General features: G+C 68.3%; 12 protein-coding genes. 6 read left to right on the top strand and 6 right to left on the bottom strand.

The features are described from left to right. Positions 1 to 74 precede the first annotated feature (74 nt). Positions 75 to 1,586 carry an aldehyde dehydrogenase family protein gene (locus JMF86_RS16110; protein WP_011546925.1) on the bottom strand — a complete coding sequence of 504 codons (1,512 nt, stop codon included), beginning with the start codon at positions 1,584 to 1,586 and terminating at the stop codon, positions 75 to 77. Between the two features lie 631 nt (positions 1,587 to 2,217). Between JMF86_RS16110 and JMF86_RS16105 the strand changes: the two genes are divergently transcribed. The 3 genes from JMF86_RS16105 (at position 2,218) to JMF86_RS16095 (ending at position 6,001) form a co-directional block, all read left to right on the top strand. Beyond that, entirely contained in the window at positions 2,218 to 3,798 is a 1,581-nt protein-coding gene (locus tag JMF86_RS16105) for an amino acid permease (protein WP_011546924.1), read from the top strand. 133 nt (positions 3,799 to 3,931) lie between these two features. Continuing rightward, positions 3,932 to 5,200 carry an FAD-binding oxidoreductase gene (locus JMF86_RS16100; RefSeq protein ID WP_011546923.1) on the top strand — a complete coding sequence of 423 codons (1,269 nt, stop codon included), beginning with the start codon at positions 3,932 to 3,934 and terminating at the stop codon, positions 5,198 to 5,200. A gap of 126 nt (positions 5,201 to 5,326) precedes the next feature. Further along, positions 5,327 to 6,001: a TetR family transcriptional regulator gene (locus JMF86_RS16095; RefSeq protein WP_012339399.1), complete on the top strand. Its 675-nt coding sequence runs from the start codon at positions 5,327 to 5,329 to the stop codon at positions 5,999 to 6,001. 64 nt (positions 6,002 to 6,065) lie between these two features. Here the strand turns inward: JMF86_RS16095 and JMF86_RS16090 are convergent, their stop codons facing one another. Both JMF86_RS16090 and JMF86_RS16085 read right to left on the bottom strand, forming a co-directional pair. Next, on the bottom strand, positions 6,066 to 7,862 hold the full coding sequence (locus JMF86_RS16090) for a phospholipase D-like domain-containing protein (protein WP_011546921.1): 1,797 nt from the start codon (positions 7,860 to 7,862) through the stop codon (positions 6,066 to 6,068). Positions 7,863 to 7,967: 105 nt separating this feature from the next. Continuing rightward, complete coding sequence (locus JMF86_RS16085; RefSeq protein WP_011546920.1) at positions 7,968 to 8,726, bottom strand: DeoR/GlpR family DNA-binding transcription regulator; 759 nt, start codon at positions 8,724 to 8,726, stop codon at positions 7,968 to 7,970. 229 nt (positions 8,727 to 8,955) lie between these two features. On the opposite strand from JMF86_RS16085, the gene JMF86_RS16080 reads away from it, so the two are divergent. The 3 genes from JMF86_RS16080 (at position 8,956) to nadE (ending at position 11,245) form a co-directional block, all read left to right on the top strand. Next, a complete protein-coding gene (locus JMF86_RS16080; RefSeq protein WP_006480515.1) occupies positions 8,956 to 9,141 on the top strand; it encodes a hypothetical protein in 186 nt (61 codons plus the stop codon). Between the two features lie 204 nt (positions 9,142 to 9,345). Then, positions 9,346 to 10,215: a DMT family transporter gene (locus tag JMF86_RS16075; RefSeq protein ID WP_011694859.1), complete on the top strand. Its 870-nt coding sequence runs from the start codon at positions 9,346 to 9,348 to the stop codon at positions 10,213 to 10,215. A gap of 181 nt (positions 10,216 to 10,396) precedes the next feature. Beyond that, a complete protein-coding gene (gene nadE, locus JMF86_RS16070; protein WP_011546918.1) occupies positions 10,397 to 11,245 on the top strand; it encodes an ammonia-dependent NAD(+) synthetase in 849 nt (282 codons plus the stop codon). 75 nt (positions 11,246 to 11,320) lie between these two features. Here the strand turns inward: nadE and JMF86_RS16065 are convergent, their stop codons facing one another. From JMF86_RS16065 to JMF86_RS16055, 3 genes are all read right to left on the bottom strand, one after another. After that, positions 11,321 to 12,997 carry a S10 family peptidase gene (locus tag JMF86_RS16065; RefSeq protein WP_011546917.1) on the bottom strand — a complete coding sequence of 559 codons (1,677 nt, stop codon included), beginning with the start codon at positions 12,995 to 12,997 and terminating at the stop codon, positions 11,321 to 11,323. A 73-nt stretch (positions 12,998 to 13,070) separates the two neighbouring features. Then, positions 13,071 to 14,660 (bottom strand): protease pro-enzyme activation domain-containing protein, encoded by a 1,590-nt coding sequence (locus JMF86_RS16060; RefSeq protein WP_011546916.1) that lies wholly within the window; start codon positions 14,658 to 14,660, stop codon positions 13,071 to 13,073. A gap of 287 nt (positions 14,661 to 14,947) precedes the next feature. Continuing rightward, on the bottom strand, positions 14,948 to 15,568 hold the full coding sequence (locus tag JMF86_RS16055; protein ID WP_011546915.1) for a LysE family translocator: 621 nt from the start codon (positions 15,566 to 15,568) through the stop codon (positions 14,948 to 14,950). Between the last annotated feature and the right edge of the window lie 115 nt (positions 15,569 to 15,683).

The following is a 15,683-nucleotide window of genomic DNA, read 5'->3' as shown; positions in this document are numbered from 1 at the left end:
GGGCCGGTTACCGCTTTCGCGGCAACCGGCCCTTGTCATTCGACCGTCGAAGCGCCCTGGCCGGGCGCGTGCCCTTACACGTCGAACTTCACCCCCTGCGCCAGCGGCAGCTGCCGGCTGTAGTTGATCGTATTCGTCGCACGGCGCATATACGCCTTCCACGCATCCGAACCCGACTCGCGGCCGCCGCCCGTTTCCTTCTCGCCGCCGAACGCGCCGCCGATTTCCGCGCCGCTCGTGCCGATGTTCACGTTGACGATCCCGCAATCGCTGCCGGCCGCCGACATGAATTGCTCGGCCTCGCGCATGTCGTTCGTGAAGATCGCCGACGACAGGCCTTGCGGCACCGCGTTGTGCACGTCGATCGCGTCGTCGAAGTTGTCGTAGACCATCACGTACAGGATCGGCGCGAACGTCTCGCGCTCGACCACCGCCGACTGCTTCGGCATCCGCACGATGGCCGGACGCACGTAGTACGCATCCGCGTGACCGACGTCGACGCGCTCGCCGCCCTTCACTTCGCCGCCCTGCTCGCGCGCATCGGCCAGCGCCTTCTGCATCGCGTCGAACGACGCACGATCGACCAGCGGGCCGACCAGCGTGCCTTCCTCGAGCGGGTTGCCGACCTTCACCGACGCGTAGGCCTTCTCGATGCGCGGCAGCAGTTGCTCGACGAGGCTGCGATGCACGATCAGGCGGCGCAGCGTCGTGCAGCGCTGGCCGGCCGTGCCGACCGCCGCGAACGTGACCGCGCGCACGACGAGGTCGAGATCCGCGCTCGGCGCGACGATCATCCCGTTGTTGCCGCCGAGCTCGAGGATGCCGCGTGCCAGGCGCTGGCTCAGCACCTTCGCGACTTCCTGGCCCATCCGCACGCTGCCCGTCGCGCTGACGACCGGCACCTTCTTCGACGCCGTCAGCACCTCGCCGACATCGCGCATGCCGAGCACCAGTTGGCTCAGTTCCGCCGGCGCGACGCCCGGATGCGTCTTGTCGAACTCGCGGAGCGCCTTCTGGAGCAGCACGTGGCACGCGATCGCGGTGAGCGGCGTCTTCTCGGACGGCTTCCACACGACCGAATCGCCGCACACGAACGCGAGCGCCGCATTCCACGCCCACACCGCGACCGGGAAGTTGAACGCCGAAATCACGCCGCACACGCCGATCGGGTGCCACGTTTCCATCATCCGGTGGCCCGGGCGCTCGGACGCGATCGTGAGACCGTAAAGCTGACGCGACAGGCCGACCGCGAAATCGCAGATGTCGATCATTTCCTGCACTTCGCCGAGGCCTTCCGACGTGATCTTGCCGGCTTCGAGCGTGACGAGGCGGCCGAGCTCGGCCTTGTGCTCGCGCAGCACGTTGCCGAACACGCGCACGAGTTCGCCGCGCACCGGCGCCGGCACCGTGCGCCACTTGAGGAATGCGTCGTGCGCGGCGTCGATCTTGCGCTCGGCGCCGGCGGGCGTGTCGACGGCCAGCGTCGCGAGCGTCGCGCCGTCGAGCGGCGAACGCGCGGTCAGCGCATTGCCTTTCCACTGGGCGAGATCGATGTCGAGCGCGGCAAGAATGTCGTTGAATTGCATCACTTCCTCTTCAGGGACAGATTGATCGGTGCGGCGGCAGCGCCGCCCGCGTGATTCGATTGGAGCGCGTTCGAGCGCGTCGTGCAAGCGGACGCGCCGCGCGGCGGGCCGGTGCGCCATCCGGCGCATTGCGCTGCGCCGCCGCCGGAAAGCCCGGCCGGACGGCGCGCCCCAGCCTCGCGAGGCACGATCCATGAAACACATTGTCGATGGCCACAAGTCGGGCCGCTATTGATATTAACTCACGACTTCATTCCCAAAACGCAACAACTCGACCGGCCGGACCAACGCGTTTCCGGATCGATTCGGGACGTTTCCAAAGCCTGCGGCCGGGCACCCGGACGCATCGCGGCACGACACAAGTTGATGATCATCCCGCATCACCCTGTTCGGAAATATCGTTTGCCGCCGGTGCACCGGGCACACACAATCGGTGCGACGTCGAGGTGCAACGCACCCGGCGCGCCGCCGGCCGCCACCACGGCAGCCGGACGACCGACGAAGGCGACACGCACCACGGCCCGGCTCAGCGGGCCGGTTTCGCACCGCATCACCGCTACCCGCCGCGGGCGGCAACGCGTCGCGCTTCGTCACCGAAAAACAATCCCGGAGACAGCGCCCAGCGCCCGCCATGCATTCAGATGCCCGCCCCGATTCGTCCCGCCCGTCCGCCTCGCCCCCTGCGAAGCCCTCCCTCCACCGCGCGTTGCAGGCCCGCCATCTGCGGATGATCGCGATCGGCGGCTCGATCGGCACGGGCCTGTTCGTCGCGTCCGGCGCATCGATCTCGCAGGCCGGCCCCGGTGGCGCGATGCTCGCGTACATGCTGATCGGCCTGATGGTCTATTTCCTGATGACGAGCCTCGGCGAAATGGCCGCGTTCATGCCGGTGTCGGGCTCGTTCGCGACCTACGGCGCGAAGTTCGTCGACGAAGGCTTCGGCTTCGCGCTCGGCTGGAACTACTGGTACAGCTGGGCCGTGACGCTGGCGGTGGAGCTCGTCGCCGCGCAGCTCGTGATGCACTACTGGTTCCCGCACGTGCCGGGCGTCTGGTGGAGCGCGCTGTTCCTCACGCTGATCTTCGCGCTCAACGCGCTGTCGGTGCGCGGCTTCGGCGAGGCCGAATACTGGTTCGCGCTGATCAAGGTACTCACCGTGCTCGCGTTCGTCGGCGTCGGCCTGCTGATGATCTTCGGGATCATGCAGGGCGGCCCGAGCGCCGGCTGGGGCAACTTCACGATCGGCGACGCGCCGTTCGTCGGCGGCTGGGCGACGATGCTCGGCGTCGCGATGATCGCGGGCTTCTCGTTCCAGGGTACCGAGATGATCGGCGTCGCGGCCGGCGAATCGGAGAACCCGCGCACGACGATTCCGCGTGCGGTGAGCCAGATCTTCTGGCGCATCCTGCTGTTCTACGTGTTCGCGATCTTCGTGATCGGCGTGCTGGTTCCGTACACCGATCCGAGCCTGCTGAAGAGCGACGTGACCGATATCGGCGTGAGCCCGTTCACGCTGGTGTTCCGCCACGCGGGTCTCGCCTTTGCCGCCGGCGTGATGAACGCGGTGATCCTGACGGCCGTGCTGTCGGCCGGCAACTCGGGCATGTACGCGTCGACGCGGATGCTCTACAACCTCGCGGTCGAAGGCCGCGCGCCGAAGCTGTTCGCGAAACTGTCGCCCGGCGGCGTGCCGCGCAACGCGCTGTATGCGACGACCGCCGTCGGCGCGCTGTGTTTCCTCACGTCGCTGTACGGCGACAAGACGGTCTACCTGTGGCTGCTGAACACGTCGGGCATGGCCGGCTTCATCACGTGGCTCGGCATCGCGGTCAGCCACTACCGCTTTCGCAAGGGTTTCCTGAAGCAGGGCTACCGGCTCGACCAGTTGCCGTACCGGTCGAAGTGGTTCCCGTTCGGCCCGCTGTTCGCGTTCGCGCTGTGCGCGGTCGTCGCGCTCGGCCAGGACTATCAGGCGTTCCTCGCCGACAAGATCGACTGGGCGGGTGTCGCAGCAACCTACATCGGCTTGCCGTTCTTCCTCGCGATCTGGCTCGGCTACGCGCTCGTGCGCAAATGCCGGCTGGTGCGCTACGAGGACATGGAAATCGCGCCGTGGATCGAACGCAACGCGACACATGAAGCTGCCCAAAAGGCTGATGCCAGCTATCCGGCCTATGTCGCCCGCCCGGTCAACCCGACGCCGGGCGCCTGACGCCCGGTAACGCGTCGGCCGCCCCCACCCCGGCGGCCGACGCGCTGAAGCTCCCATTCGACGCGGCGCGCGCGTTCAGGCAAGATCGACGCGCGCCGTCCGTTTTTTTCGCCGTCACGAGTCACCAACACGCATGCAGAACTTCTACGAAGCCACCGTTACCCGCCAGCCCTACCCGCAACTGACCGGCACGATCGATACCCAGGTCTGCATCGTCGGCGGCGGCCTCGCCGGCCTGTGCACGGCGCTCGGCCTCGTCGAGCGCGGCGTGACGGACGTCGTCGTACTCGACAGCGAACGGGTCGGCTTCGGCGCGTCGGGCCGCAACGGCGGCTTCGTGTTCGGCGGCTACAGCCTCGACAACGCCGACCTGCTGCGCACGCTCGGCCGCGACGAAGGGCGCCGGCTGTACCGGCTCACCGTCGACGCGGTCGACCTGATCCGCGCGCGCATCGCGCGCTACGGGATCGATTGCGACATCGTCGACCAGGGCGTGATGCTCGCGAACTGGTTCGACGATCCGTCGCGGCTCGACAGCGTGCGCACGCTGATGAAGAACGAACTCGGCGTCGAATGGGAACCCGTCCCGACCGGCGCGCTGCGCGAGCGGCTGAAAACACAGCGCTATTACGGCGGCCTGTTCGAGCCGAACGCATTCCATTTCCATCCGCTGAAGTACGTGCTCGGCGTCGCGGCGGCCGCGTCGCGCGGCGGCGCACGCGTGTACGAACGCTCGGCCGCGCTCGGCATCGCGCGCGACGGCGCCGGCTACGTCGTGCGCACGGGGCAGGGCGCGGTACGCGCGAAGGACGTCGTGTTCGCCGGCGGCGGCTATGCGCGCGGCGTGTCGCCGCGCATCGAGCGCGCGGTGCTGCCGATCGCGACCTACGTGATCGCGACCGAACCGCTCGGCACGCGCCTGCCCGACGCGATCGACGCGCCGTACGCGATCTACGACACGCGTTTCGCGTTCGACTACTACCGTCCGCTGAAGGACACGCGGATCCTGTGGGGCGGCCGGATCTCCGTGCTCGACCGCGGCCCCGACGCGATCGCGCGCCTGCTGCGGCGCGACCTGCTGCGCGTGTATCCGCAACTGGAAGGCGTGAAGATCGACTACGCGTGGGGCGGGCTGATGAGCTACGCGCGGCACAAGATGCCGCAGATCGGCCGCGACGCGGACGGCGTATGGCACGCGATCGCGTTCGGCGGCCACGGGATGGCGCCGACCACGGTGGCCGGCGAGGCGCTCGCCGCCGCGCTGGCCGAAGGCCGGCCGGTGCCGGACGGCTTCGCCGCGTTCGGACTCACGCGCACGTTCGGGCTGGCCGGCCTTGCCGCCGCGCAACTCACGTACACGGCGTACCAGGCCCGCGACGCGCTCGCGTCCTGCCGCCGCTGAGCGCCCGCGACGACCGAAACGACCGCGCCGACGGCCTTGCCGATTAGAGCGGAAGGTCGGCCGGGCGGGCATTTCCCACATGCTAGAATGCCTTTTCCAAGCCGCCGCGAACCACAACAAAGTCACATGAAAGCAGGAAGCAAGGCCGCCACGTCCGACCCCCGCGCGCTTGCGTCCGATGCGCGGCGTAAATACGATCCCGAGCAAACCAAGCGCAACATCCTCGATGTCGCCACGCAGGAATTCTCCGCGATGGGCCTCGCCGGTGCGCGCGTCGACGCGATCGCCGAGCGCACGAACACGACGAAGCGGATGCTCTATTACTACTTCGAAAGCAAGGAAGGCCTGTACGAGGCCGTGCTGGAGAAGGTGTACGGCGACATCCGCGCGCTCGAGCAGGAGCTGCACGTCGGCGACATGGAGCCGCGCGAAGGCATGCGCCGCCTCGTCGAATTCACGTTCGACTATCACGACAAGCATCGCGACTTCGTCCGCCTCGTGTCGATCGAGAACATCCACGGCGCAAAGTATGTCGAACAGTTGAAGTCGTTCAAGAACCGCAACGTCAGCATCATCAAGACGCTCGAGGAACTGGTCGAGCGCGGGGCGGCCAGCGGCGTGTTCCGCAAGGACATCGACGCATTCGACCTGCACCTGCTGATCAGCTCGTTCTGCTTCCACCGCGTGGCGAACCGCTACACGTTCGGCGCCGCGTTCGGCCGCGATCCGTCGGCACCGCGCCTGCGCGCTCGGCATCGCGACACGATCGCCGACGCAGTGCTCCGCTACGTCGCCGCGTAAGCGGCAAGTCGCCGGCCGGGGCACGCGATATCCGCGCCCCCTCCAACTTCAGCCCTTCAGCGCATCAGTCCGTCGGCGCGGTCGACGCCAGCGCGATCCGCGCCTTTTCTTCCGGGCTGCCCGCCACGTAATACTTCTTCGCCCAGCTCGAATCGGGCGCAAGCGCGAGCCGCGCATGCGCGCCCGCATCAGTACCCGTGCCGTGCTGCCGTTTCGTGTTGATCGCCAGCGCCCGTGCGCGATAGTGCTCGTAAAGCCGCAGGAATTCCGCGAGATAGATCGCCGCGATCCGCCGGTCGCGAATCTCTAGCAGGTTCTCATCGTTGTACTGCTCGGAATTGCGGCTCATGTTCGCCGAACCCGTATAGACGACCGGATTCGCGCCTTCCGCATCGATCACGATGAACTTGTGGTGGATCACCACAGGCGGAAAAGCCGGCGCCGGTTCGCCCGGAAAGAGTCGCAACTCCGGCTCGAAGCCTTGCGGCACGGTGGCCGGCGAAAAATACGACGCGTCGATCACGTCGTGGTTGTCGCGGCTGCGGTGGTACAGCTCGAGGTTCGCGAGCGTCGCCGCATCGAGCGTCTGCCCGGCCTGCTGCGCGGCATCGGCCTTCGTCGCGCTGCCGACATTGATCCGGTTCACGAGGCCGAACATCATCAGCCCGCGGTCGCCGGCCGCGAAACACGCATCGCGTAGCGCGGCGTCGGTCGGCATGAACAGGCAGAACGACACCGAATGCTTCGCGGCCGCGATCGCGGCGACGATCGTATCGATCTCGGTACGCTGCCCCGCCGGCTCCGGCGAGTAGGCGACGCGCACCTGCGCGCTGCCGATCGTCATCGGCGCCGACCAGCCCGGCGACAGCCGCGCGGTCTCCGCGATCGACGGATTCCCGGCCAGCGCGTGGGCGCGCTCGTTGTACAGCGCGGCGAGCGCGGGCGAGTCGAACGCATGCAGCACGTTGGCCTGCTCGGTCAGCCCCTCGGTCGTGAAGTTCGCGGAGCCGGTCAGCACGCGCGCGGGCGCCGGGTTCGACGGCGCATCGGTCACGATGAACTTGTCGTGCATGATGTGCGTCCGGTCGCGCGGCGCAAGCGTCGCAAGGCCCTGCAACGCATCGACGGCCGGCTGGTTCGGCGACGGCAGCGGCGGCTTGCCCTTGCGCGCCGTCGTGTGCGCGTCGTAGACGATCGCGAGCGACGCTTCGCCGTGCTTGCGCCCAAACGCCTGGAACGCGGGCAGCGCCCACAGCGTGTCGGTCAGATGATAGACGGCCGACGCCGCGCGCGACGCGGGATCGAGCATCTGAGCGAACACCTGCTCCATGTCGTTCGCGAGCCACGTGCGCAGCTTCAGCGCCTGCGCGGCACTCGGCGCCTCGTTCGGCGCGAGACCGAGTGCAGCAACCTGCTTCGCGAACGCCTGCGAACTGACCACCGCGCGATTGAACCACGTGCCGATGCCGTCCTCGATGTGCGCGGGCAGCACGACGTCGCACACCCCGGCTTGCGCGTCGAGCATCTGCAGGTTCGCCGGCGTGCCGACGACCGGATAGACGTCGTAGCGGAACGACGCACCGCGATCCTGCGGATCGATGCGGGCATCCCACCACATGAATTTCTGGATCGGCGCCTGGTCGGTGGGCGCATCGCCCTGCGTGTCGGCGGCCGGGCCGTCGAACGTCAGGCGGTTGGGCAGCCAGCTGTCCGGCGCACGCGTCTTGCCGTCGGCCGACCAGAAACCCGGCGTGCGCCGGATCGCGAAGCCGAGGAAATCGGACCGCGACGCCGCATCGGGCCAGTCGAAAGCCAGCAGGACCAGGGTGGGGGAAAGATAGCTGCGCACGCTGACGGTCATTCGTTGCTCCCTGGCCTGGCGGCCGGTCGAGGTGAATGAGTCAGTCTTGACGACGGTTCTTCCCGCGCGATGACGCTTCGATGAACCTTGTATGTCGGATGCGCGTCAGTCGCACACGAGCAGCTCGACCCCGCGCGCCGTCAGCGCGCGGCGCACGGCCTTGTCGGGTGCGCGCTCGGTCACCAGATAGCGGGCGGCGGCCGCGCCGTTGATCCGCACCGGCGTCACGCGGCCGAATTTCGAATGGTCGGCGACGATGATCGCCGTGCCCGCCGCCGCGATCATCCGGCTGCGCACTTCGGCCGCGAGCCGCGAGTAGTCGGTGCACTCGCCGTCGGGCGTGATGCCGCCGGCGCCGACGAACGCGAAATCGACGTGGTATTGCGCGAGCTGGTGGATCGTGTCGAGCCCGAAGGTGGCGTCCTCGTCGTCGGACAGCTCGCCGCCGAGCAGCGTCACGCGGTTGCCGTTGCGCCGCGCGAGCACGAATGCGGTACGCCAGTCGTTCGTGTAGATCGACAGCCGGTGCCGGTCGGCGAGCGCCAGCGCGACCGCATGCGGCGTGCTGCCCGAATCGATCAGCACCGATGCATCATCGGGCACGAATTCGGCCGCGCGCCGCCCGATGGTGCGCTTCGCATCGGCGTTCGCGGCCTCGCGCTCGGACAGGCTCGGCTCACGGCGATCCGCGGCCAGCGCGCCGCCGTGCGTCATCACGAGCAGGCCGCGCGCGGCCAGCGCATTCAGGTCGCGCCGCACGGTTTCGCGCGACACGTCGAGCGAACGCACGAGTTCCGCGACCGACAGCGCGCCCGACCGTCCGAGCTCCGACAGGATGTATTGATGACGTTGTTCCGCCAGCATCGCGTGTGCGCCCGAGGCGACTGGTAATGGGTAAGCCGGCCATTGTATTACGGACGTTTGACGACCATTTGACTGCGCCGGGTAAGCGGCCAGGCAGCGTCCGGGCGCGTTTCCCCGAAAGCGAAATTCACTATTGTCCGGCGCGCGCGAATCCCCGGCGGCGCCGGGCGCTACACTTTGCGCTTCGCCGAACGACCGACCAATACCGACCATCAAAGGGGCTCGCGCCATGTATCGCAAAGGCAGTGTGATCGAAATCCAGTTTCCGCCGGAACGCCTCAACGACGCGGCGGGTGATCCGTACTGGATCGACCTGACGCTCGACGAAGCACGCCGGCTCTACGAACAGCTCGCCGCGCGCTTCGCGACCGACGCGCGCGCCAACCAGCCGCTCGATACGTTCTCGATCGACTGATCGCCGCCGCTGCGCGTCCCTCCGCGCAGCGCATCGCCGTGCCGCGGGCGCTCATCGCCGCCGCACCGCGCACCGGCGCGATGACCGCCGGCACGATCACATGCCGCATGGCATGAGTGCAGGATTCGACAAGACGCCGGCGCCGCTTCGCCCGATACTGGCCGACTTCCCGGTTCTGTCCGGCCGCGTCGCGGCCCGTCACGCATGCTTACCTCGATCGTCGCCGCCGCCTTCGTCGCGCTCTGGTCCACCGGCTTCATCGTCGCCCGGGCGATCAAGCCCTACGCCGATCCGAACCTGTTCCTGCTCGCGCGCTTCGCGGGCACGGCCGCGCTGTTCGCCGTGGTGGCGCTCGTCGCGCGCGCGCCGTGGCCGGCCCGCCGCGAATGGCCGCGCCACCTGATCGCCGGCGCGCTGTTGCAAGGCGTCTATCTCGGCGCGAGCTACTGGGCCGTCGCGCAAGGGTTGAATGCGGGCGTGATGGCGCTGCTCGGCGCGCTGCAGCCGCTCGCCACCGCCGTGCTCGCGGTCCCGCTGTTCAACGAACGCCTGCCCGCGCGCGGCTGGCTCGGCATGGCGCTCGGGCTGGCCGGCGTCGCGCTCGTGCTCGCGCCGAAAGTCACGGGCGGCGTCGCGCCGCCGTCGGGCGCGGCGCCTGCGTGGCTCGTCGTCACCGTGTCGGTGCTCGCGGTCGGATTGATTACCGCCGGCTCGCTGTACCAGAAAGGCAAGCTCGCGCAGAGCGACCTGCGCACGGCGGTCGCCGTGCAGAACTTCGGCGCGGCGATCGTCGCGGCCGTGTTCGTCGTACTGCTCCATGAAACCCGCTGGATCGGCGCGCCGGCGCTGTGGGTGTCGCTCGTGTGGGGCGTCGTGTTCCTGTCGGGCGGCGCGGTCACGATGCTGATGTGGATGTTGCGGCGCGGCAATGCGGCGCGCGCGACGTCGCTGCTGTTCCTCGCGCCGCCGCTGGCCGCGCTGCAGGGTTACGGTCTGTTCGGCGAAACGCTCGCGCCGATCCAGCTCGCGGGCTTCGCGCTCGCGCTGGTGGGCGTCGTGCTCGCACGGCGCTGACGCGAGCCAGCGGGCACCCTCCGCCCGGCATCCTGCACCCGCCCGGCGCACCACGCACCACGGCGATGCGCCGCGTCTCGTCGATGCAACGCGACGCCGCCGGAAACGCAGGTCCGGCGCGGCGGCACGCCGCGATTGCGCTTATGATGAGCGCCTTGCAATTCGTTCCGGATCTTCCCTCATGACCTCCGCCGATTACGCCAGCCGCCAACGCGCGATCATTGCCGAACTGAACGTCGCCCCGCACTTCGACGCCGAGGCCGAAATCGCCCGCCGCATCGATTTCCTCGCGCAGTACCTTCGTTCGACCGGCCTGCGGACCTACGTGCTCGGCATCAGCGGCGGCGTCGATTCGTCGACGGCCGGCCGGCTCGCGCAACTGTCGGTCGAGCGCCTGCGCGCCGACGGCTACGACGCGCGCTTCATCGCGATGCGCTTGCCGAACGGCGTGCAGAACGACGAAGAGGATGCGCAGCGCGCGCTGGCATTCGTGCGCGCGGACGAGGTATTGACGGTCGACGTGAAGCCGGCCGCCGATGCGATGCTCCGTTCGCTGGTCGCGTCCGGCCACGCGTTCGAAACGCCTGCGCAGCAGGATTTCGTGCACGGCAACATCAAGGCGCGCGAGCGCATGATCGCGCAGTACGCGGTGGCCGGCGCACGGCGCGGCATCGTGATCGGCACCGATCACGCGGCCGAATCGCTGATGGGTTTCTTCACGAAGTTCGGCGATGGCGGCGCGGACATCCTGCCGCTCGCGGGCCTGAGCAAGCGGCGCGTGCGCGGAGTGGCGCGCGCGCTCGGCGGCGAGGAGCTGATCGTGATGAAGGTGCCGACGGCCGACCTCGAGGAGCTGCGCCCGCTGCGCCCCGACGAGCACGCGTACGGCGTGACCTACGACGAGATCGACGATTTCCTCGAAGGCAAGCCGGTTGCCGATCGTGTGTATGAAACGGTGCTGCGCTTCTACGACGGCTCGCGCCACAAGCGCGCGCTGCCGTACACGATGTTCGACTGGCCGGCCGCATAAGCCGGCCGCCCCACGACTGACATACCGCCGCGCGCCCCCTCCCGGCTGCGCGCGGCGTCCGCTCGACGGGCAACGCTACGCGTTCCCGCCCGTCTTCTTCGCCTGCAGCGCACGAATGCGCATCCGCGCGCCCGTATCGCTGACCGTCGCGTCGTACATCGTCGCGAGATCGCGCTTGAGCGCGGTGCGCGAGCCGCCGTCGAGATACACCATGTGCCCCGACGGATAGAACCGCGCGGACAGGTTCTGCCGCACCTTCTGGTCCTCCAGCGGCATCTGCTGCAGATCGATCACGGTCTGGTAGAACGGCGTCACGAAATCGTAGAAGCCGTTCGCGGACAGCACCTTCAGGTCGACGTTCAGCGCCATCACCGCGGCGAGGTCGCCGGCCGTGTAGAGGATCACGTTCCCCTGCGCGTCGATGCCCTGCTGCGCGCCGGTCGGGTCGATGTGGCTGAAATCCCAGTTCTTGAAGGCCTGATCGTTCAGGTCCGTGAACGCGGAGTTCGACGTGAACTTCAACTGCTCGTTCAGATAGCTGTTCCACATCGCCGTATAGACGCCCGTCACGGCCGTCATCGTCGGATCGTTGCCGCCCGAATTCGGATCGATCTTGCCGGCGATACCCGACGAAATCCCGGTCACGCGGCCGTCGTACGAACCGAGCGCGAGCCCCTGCGCATGCAGCAGCGTCGTCAGGAACAGCGAATTGCCGCGCGTGTCGTAGCCCGCGATATCGAGCCCCCACGATTGCAGCGTCGCCGTATCGATGCCCGTGTATGCGGACAGTTTCTGCACGGTGGCCGGGTTCGCATGCGGCACCGCGCGCAGCGCGGTCAGATAGTCGGTGCGCGCGAACTGCGCGACTTCCTCGACGAACGCGCCGAGATCGGCCGGCGCCGGCTTGATACCGAGTTTCTTGTGATACCACGCGTCGGCCGCGGCGGTCGGCAGCGTGCCGACCGGGTTGCCGGCCTGCCGGTAATCGAGGATCGACGACTGCAGCGTGACGCCGTTCAGGTCGACGCCGTCCTCGTGCAGCTTGTACGCGAGCACGCAGCTGCGCGCGGTGCCGTACGATTCGCCGAACAGGTATTTCGGCGAATTCCAGCGGTTGTTCTTCGTCAGGTAGCGCTTGATGAACTGCTTCAGCGAATCCGCATCCTGGTCGACGCCCCAGAAGTCGCGGTTCTTGTTCGGCGCGACGGCCGCCGAATAGCCGGTGCCGACCGGGTTGATGAACACCAGGTCGCTGTGATCGATCATGCTGTCCGGGTTGTCTTCGATCTGGTACGGCGCGGGCGGCGTGAACCCCGGCATCGACGTCTTGATGCGCTTCGGCGCGAACGAGCCGAGCAGCACGAACACCGACGACGAACCGGGCCCGCCGTTATAGAAGAACGTCACGGGCCGCGTTTCCTCCTTCGCGCCGTCGGCCGTGAACGCGACGTAGAAAATCTTCGCGGCCGGCTGCGAACTGCTCGGATCGACGGTCACGAGGTGGCCGACCGTCGCCGTGTACGCGATCCGCTTCCCGTCGATCAGGATCGTGTGGTGCGTGATCGCGGCCGCCTCGGTCGTGTCGGTCACCGAGTCGTCGGGGCCGTTGCCGTACGCGACCGGATCGAAGAACGGCTGGTCGCGGCCGTGGCTCAGCGCGACCGGGTTGATGGTCGGCGGCACGCCATGCGAATTGTGGTCGCCGTGATGCAGCGGATACACGCCGCCGGAAGATGCGGAATCGATGTCCATCGTGCTGCTCCTGGAGGTGAAAAAAGACGCGGGCAGAGCACCCGCGTCGAACGGAAAGGCGTGTGCCCGTGCGTCAGCTCGACGGTTTGCGCGCGAGGATCGTGGCGAGCTGCGCGCCGTTCGGGCTGCCGAGGCCCGTGCAGGCGTCCCAGCCGGACGCGGCCGCATAGGTGCCGTTCGAGCCTTTCGTGATGTCGCGCAGCGCGCCCGGATGCTTGTACAGCACCGGATTGATCCAGCCGGCCGACGCGCCGTTCGCCGCATTGATCCGCGCGATCAGCGCCGCCCACAGCGGTGCGACCGCGCTCGTGCCGCCCATCACCGCGGGCGTGCCGGCCACCGACACTTCGTAGCCCGTCTGCGGCGACGCGTCGCCGGCCACGTCGGGCACGCCGCGCTTCGCGAGCGGCGTGGTGCTGCCGTCAGCGCGCGCGACCTTCAGCCCCTGCTGCCACGCCGGCAGATCGAACAGCGCACTGACGCCACCGCCGCCCGCCCCGCCGCCGGATGCCTCGTCGTTCCACGTGACCTCGCTGCGGATGCCCTGCCCGGGCAGCGCGTCGAGCTGCGTGCCGCCGCAGCCGAGCACGTACGAGCTCGACGCGGGAAAGTCGACGTGATCGGCGCCATCCTGCAGCCCGTCGCCCGAGCCGCTGTCGCCCGACGCCGCGCAGACGGTGATGCCCTGCGCGGCAGCCGCCTGCAGCACGCGGTTGAACGCCTGTGCCGACTGCGCCTGCCAGATCGCTTCCGGGCCACCCCAGCTGATCGAGATCACGGACGGTTGGTTCGTCTTGTCGGTCACGGCCGCGTTGACGGCCTGGATGAAGCCCGCATCGCTGTTCGGCGCGAAGTACACCGCGATCTTCGCGGCCGGTGCGATCGCGCCGGCGATTTCGATGTCGAGCGCGACTTCGCCGTCCGGGCCGTTCGGCTCGCCGGTCGGCGCATTGCGGCCGGTGCCGACGTTCACGTCGACGAGCTTGGGCGGCGTCGTGATGCCGAGCCCGCGGAAATACTGCTGGATGTCCGCCGCGCGATAGCCGCCGCCGAGCTCGATGATCGCGATGCATTGCCCGGCGCCGTCGCCGGCCGGAAAGTCGTACAGTGACGCAAGCTGGATCGGCGTGAACGTGACGGCCGCCGCGCCGCGCGCCGGCTTGAACGGCGGACGGAAGCGGAAGTGCGGCCGCGCCTGCGGGCGGCTGTCGAGGCCGAGCACGGCCGTGACCGCGTCGCCGATATCGTCGGGCAACACGATCGGGCCCGAGCGGCCGCGATACTGGCCGATCGACCGATGCTCGAAACGCTCGAGCTTCACGCTGAACGCGGCTTCGAACTGCGCGATCGTGCCGGACAGCACGACGACGCTCTCGACCGGATCGACGCGATCGACCGTGAGCTGATGACGGTGTGCGAAGTCCTCGGTCTTGCGAATGTCGTCGGGATTCGCGGAGAAACGCTGCGCGAATGCGTCGCGCGACACCGGTTTTGCACGGGCGTCGCCGGTGGCGAGCTGGTGAACCAATGCGTCGAGTTGCCCTTCTTCCTGCCGCCGCAACATGATCGTGACGTGGATGCGTTCTGCCGGGTCGCACTGGCCGAGACACTTGGACTCGGCGACGATGCGGGGTTCACGGTCGGCTTGAAGATGCCTTGCCATGTTCAGACCCTCCTTGGTACCGCGTTGCACGGAACAGCCAGGAAATCGGACATAGCCCGCGGAAGACGGTTCCGTTCGGTCAGTCGATTCGCGACGGCGCGTTTGCGACTGCATTTGCGACGCGCGAAGTAACAGGAAGTTTAGAACAGTCAGACGATTTGCGCGCACGCCCTTCCGCGGCAAGGCGCACGCGGGAAGGCCGGCATCGCGCGCGGCCCGTATCGATTCGAGCATGGGCCCGCCCGCGTGGCCGATCGATTCGCGCAGCGGCCATGTCGGCGCAACAGTCAGTCCATCGACAACCGCAGCGCAAAACCGATCAACGCCGCGGAAAAGGTCCAGCGCTGCACCGTCTGCGCGAGCGGATGCGCGCGCATCCACGCCGCGATGCGCGACGCGCCGAACACGCACGCGAGGTCGAAGCACACGCCGGCCGCCACCAGCAGCGCGCCGAGCTCGAACATCTGCCAGACGACCGGCCCGACCTCGGGCCGCACGAACTGCGGCAGCAGCACCGAGCAGAACAGCAGCGCCTTCGGGTTCAGCAGGTTGGTCAGCAGTCCCTTCACGAAGGACTGGCGCAACGCGCCCGCCGGCGCGTCGCCGTCGCCAAGCGCGAACACCGGCGAGCGGAACACCTGGATCGCGACATACGCGAGATAAAGCGCGCCGCCATAGCGGATCACCTCGTAGAGCCACGGCGCGCTGCGGATCAACGCCGCGACGCCGCATGCCGACAGCGTCACGTGCACGGTGCGCGCGAGCGACAGGCCGGCCGCCGCCGCCATCCCCGGCCGCACGCCGCGGCCGATGCTGGTCTGCAGCACGAGCGCCATGTCGGGCCCCGGTACCGCGTAAATGGCCGCCAGCGCGGCGAGATAAATCAACAGCAAATGCGTGGAAATCATGGTCTGCCCCCGTCCTTCATTGACGATATGTTGCCGCTGAAGGTGGAGGGATTACTGGCCATCTTTGGCGCGGAATTGGCGATTCGTAGGGGAATCCGCCACAATCATGAAATCA

Source organism: Burkholderia sp. E168m15, from assembly GCF_016586105.1.
GTDB lineage: Bacteria > Pseudomonadota > Gammaproteobacteria > Burkholderiales > Burkholderiaceae > Burkholderia > Burkholderia orbicola.
Note: the sequence above shows the minus strand (reverse complement) of the source record. Positions and strands in the feature narration are given on the sequence as shown.

Coding starts and splice junctions, on each gene's coding strand:
- JMF86_RS16110 (WP_011546925.1), bottom strand. CDS start 1,586: ATGCAATTCAACGACATTCTTGCCGCGCTCGACATCGATCTCGCCCAG.
- JMF86_RS16105 (WP_011546924.1), top strand. CDS start 2,218: ATGCATTCAGATGCCCGCCCCGATTCGTCCCGCCCGTCCGCCTCGCCC.
- JMF86_RS16100 (WP_011546923.1), top strand. CDS start 3,932: ATGCAGAACTTCTACGAAGCCACCGTTACCCGCCAGCCCTACCCGCAA.
- JMF86_RS16095 (WP_012339399.1), top strand. CDS start 5,327: ATGAAAGCAGGAAGCAAGGCCGCCACGTCCGACCCCCGCGCGCTTGCG.
- JMF86_RS16090 (WP_011546921.1), bottom strand. CDS start 7,862: ATGACCGTCAGCGTGCGCAGCTATCTTTCCCCCACCCTGGTCCTGCTG.
- JMF86_RS16085 (WP_011546920.1), bottom strand. CDS start 8,726: ATGCTGGCGGAACAACGTCATCAATACATCCTGTCGGAGCTCGGACGG.
- JMF86_RS16080 (WP_006480515.1), top strand. CDS start 8,956: ATGTATCGCAAAGGCAGTGTGATCGAAATCCAGTTTCCGCCGGAACGC.
- JMF86_RS16075 (WP_011694859.1), top strand. CDS start 9,346: ATGCTTACCTCGATCGTCGCCGCCGCCTTCGTCGCGCTCTGGTCCACC.
- nadE (WP_011546918.1), top strand. CDS start 10,397: ATGACCTCCGCCGATTACGCCAGCCGCCAACGCGCGATCATTGCCGAA.
- JMF86_RS16065 (WP_011546917.1), bottom strand. CDS start 12,997: ATGGACATCGATTCCGCATCTTCCGGCGGCGTGTATCCGCTGCATCAC.
- JMF86_RS16060 (WP_011546916.1), bottom strand. CDS start 14,660: ATGGCAAGGCATCTTCAAGCCGACCGTGAACCCCGCATCGTCGCCGAG.
- JMF86_RS16055 (WP_011546915.1), bottom strand. CDS start 15,568: ATGATTTCCACGCATTTGCTGTTGATTTATCTCGCCGCGCTGGCGGCC.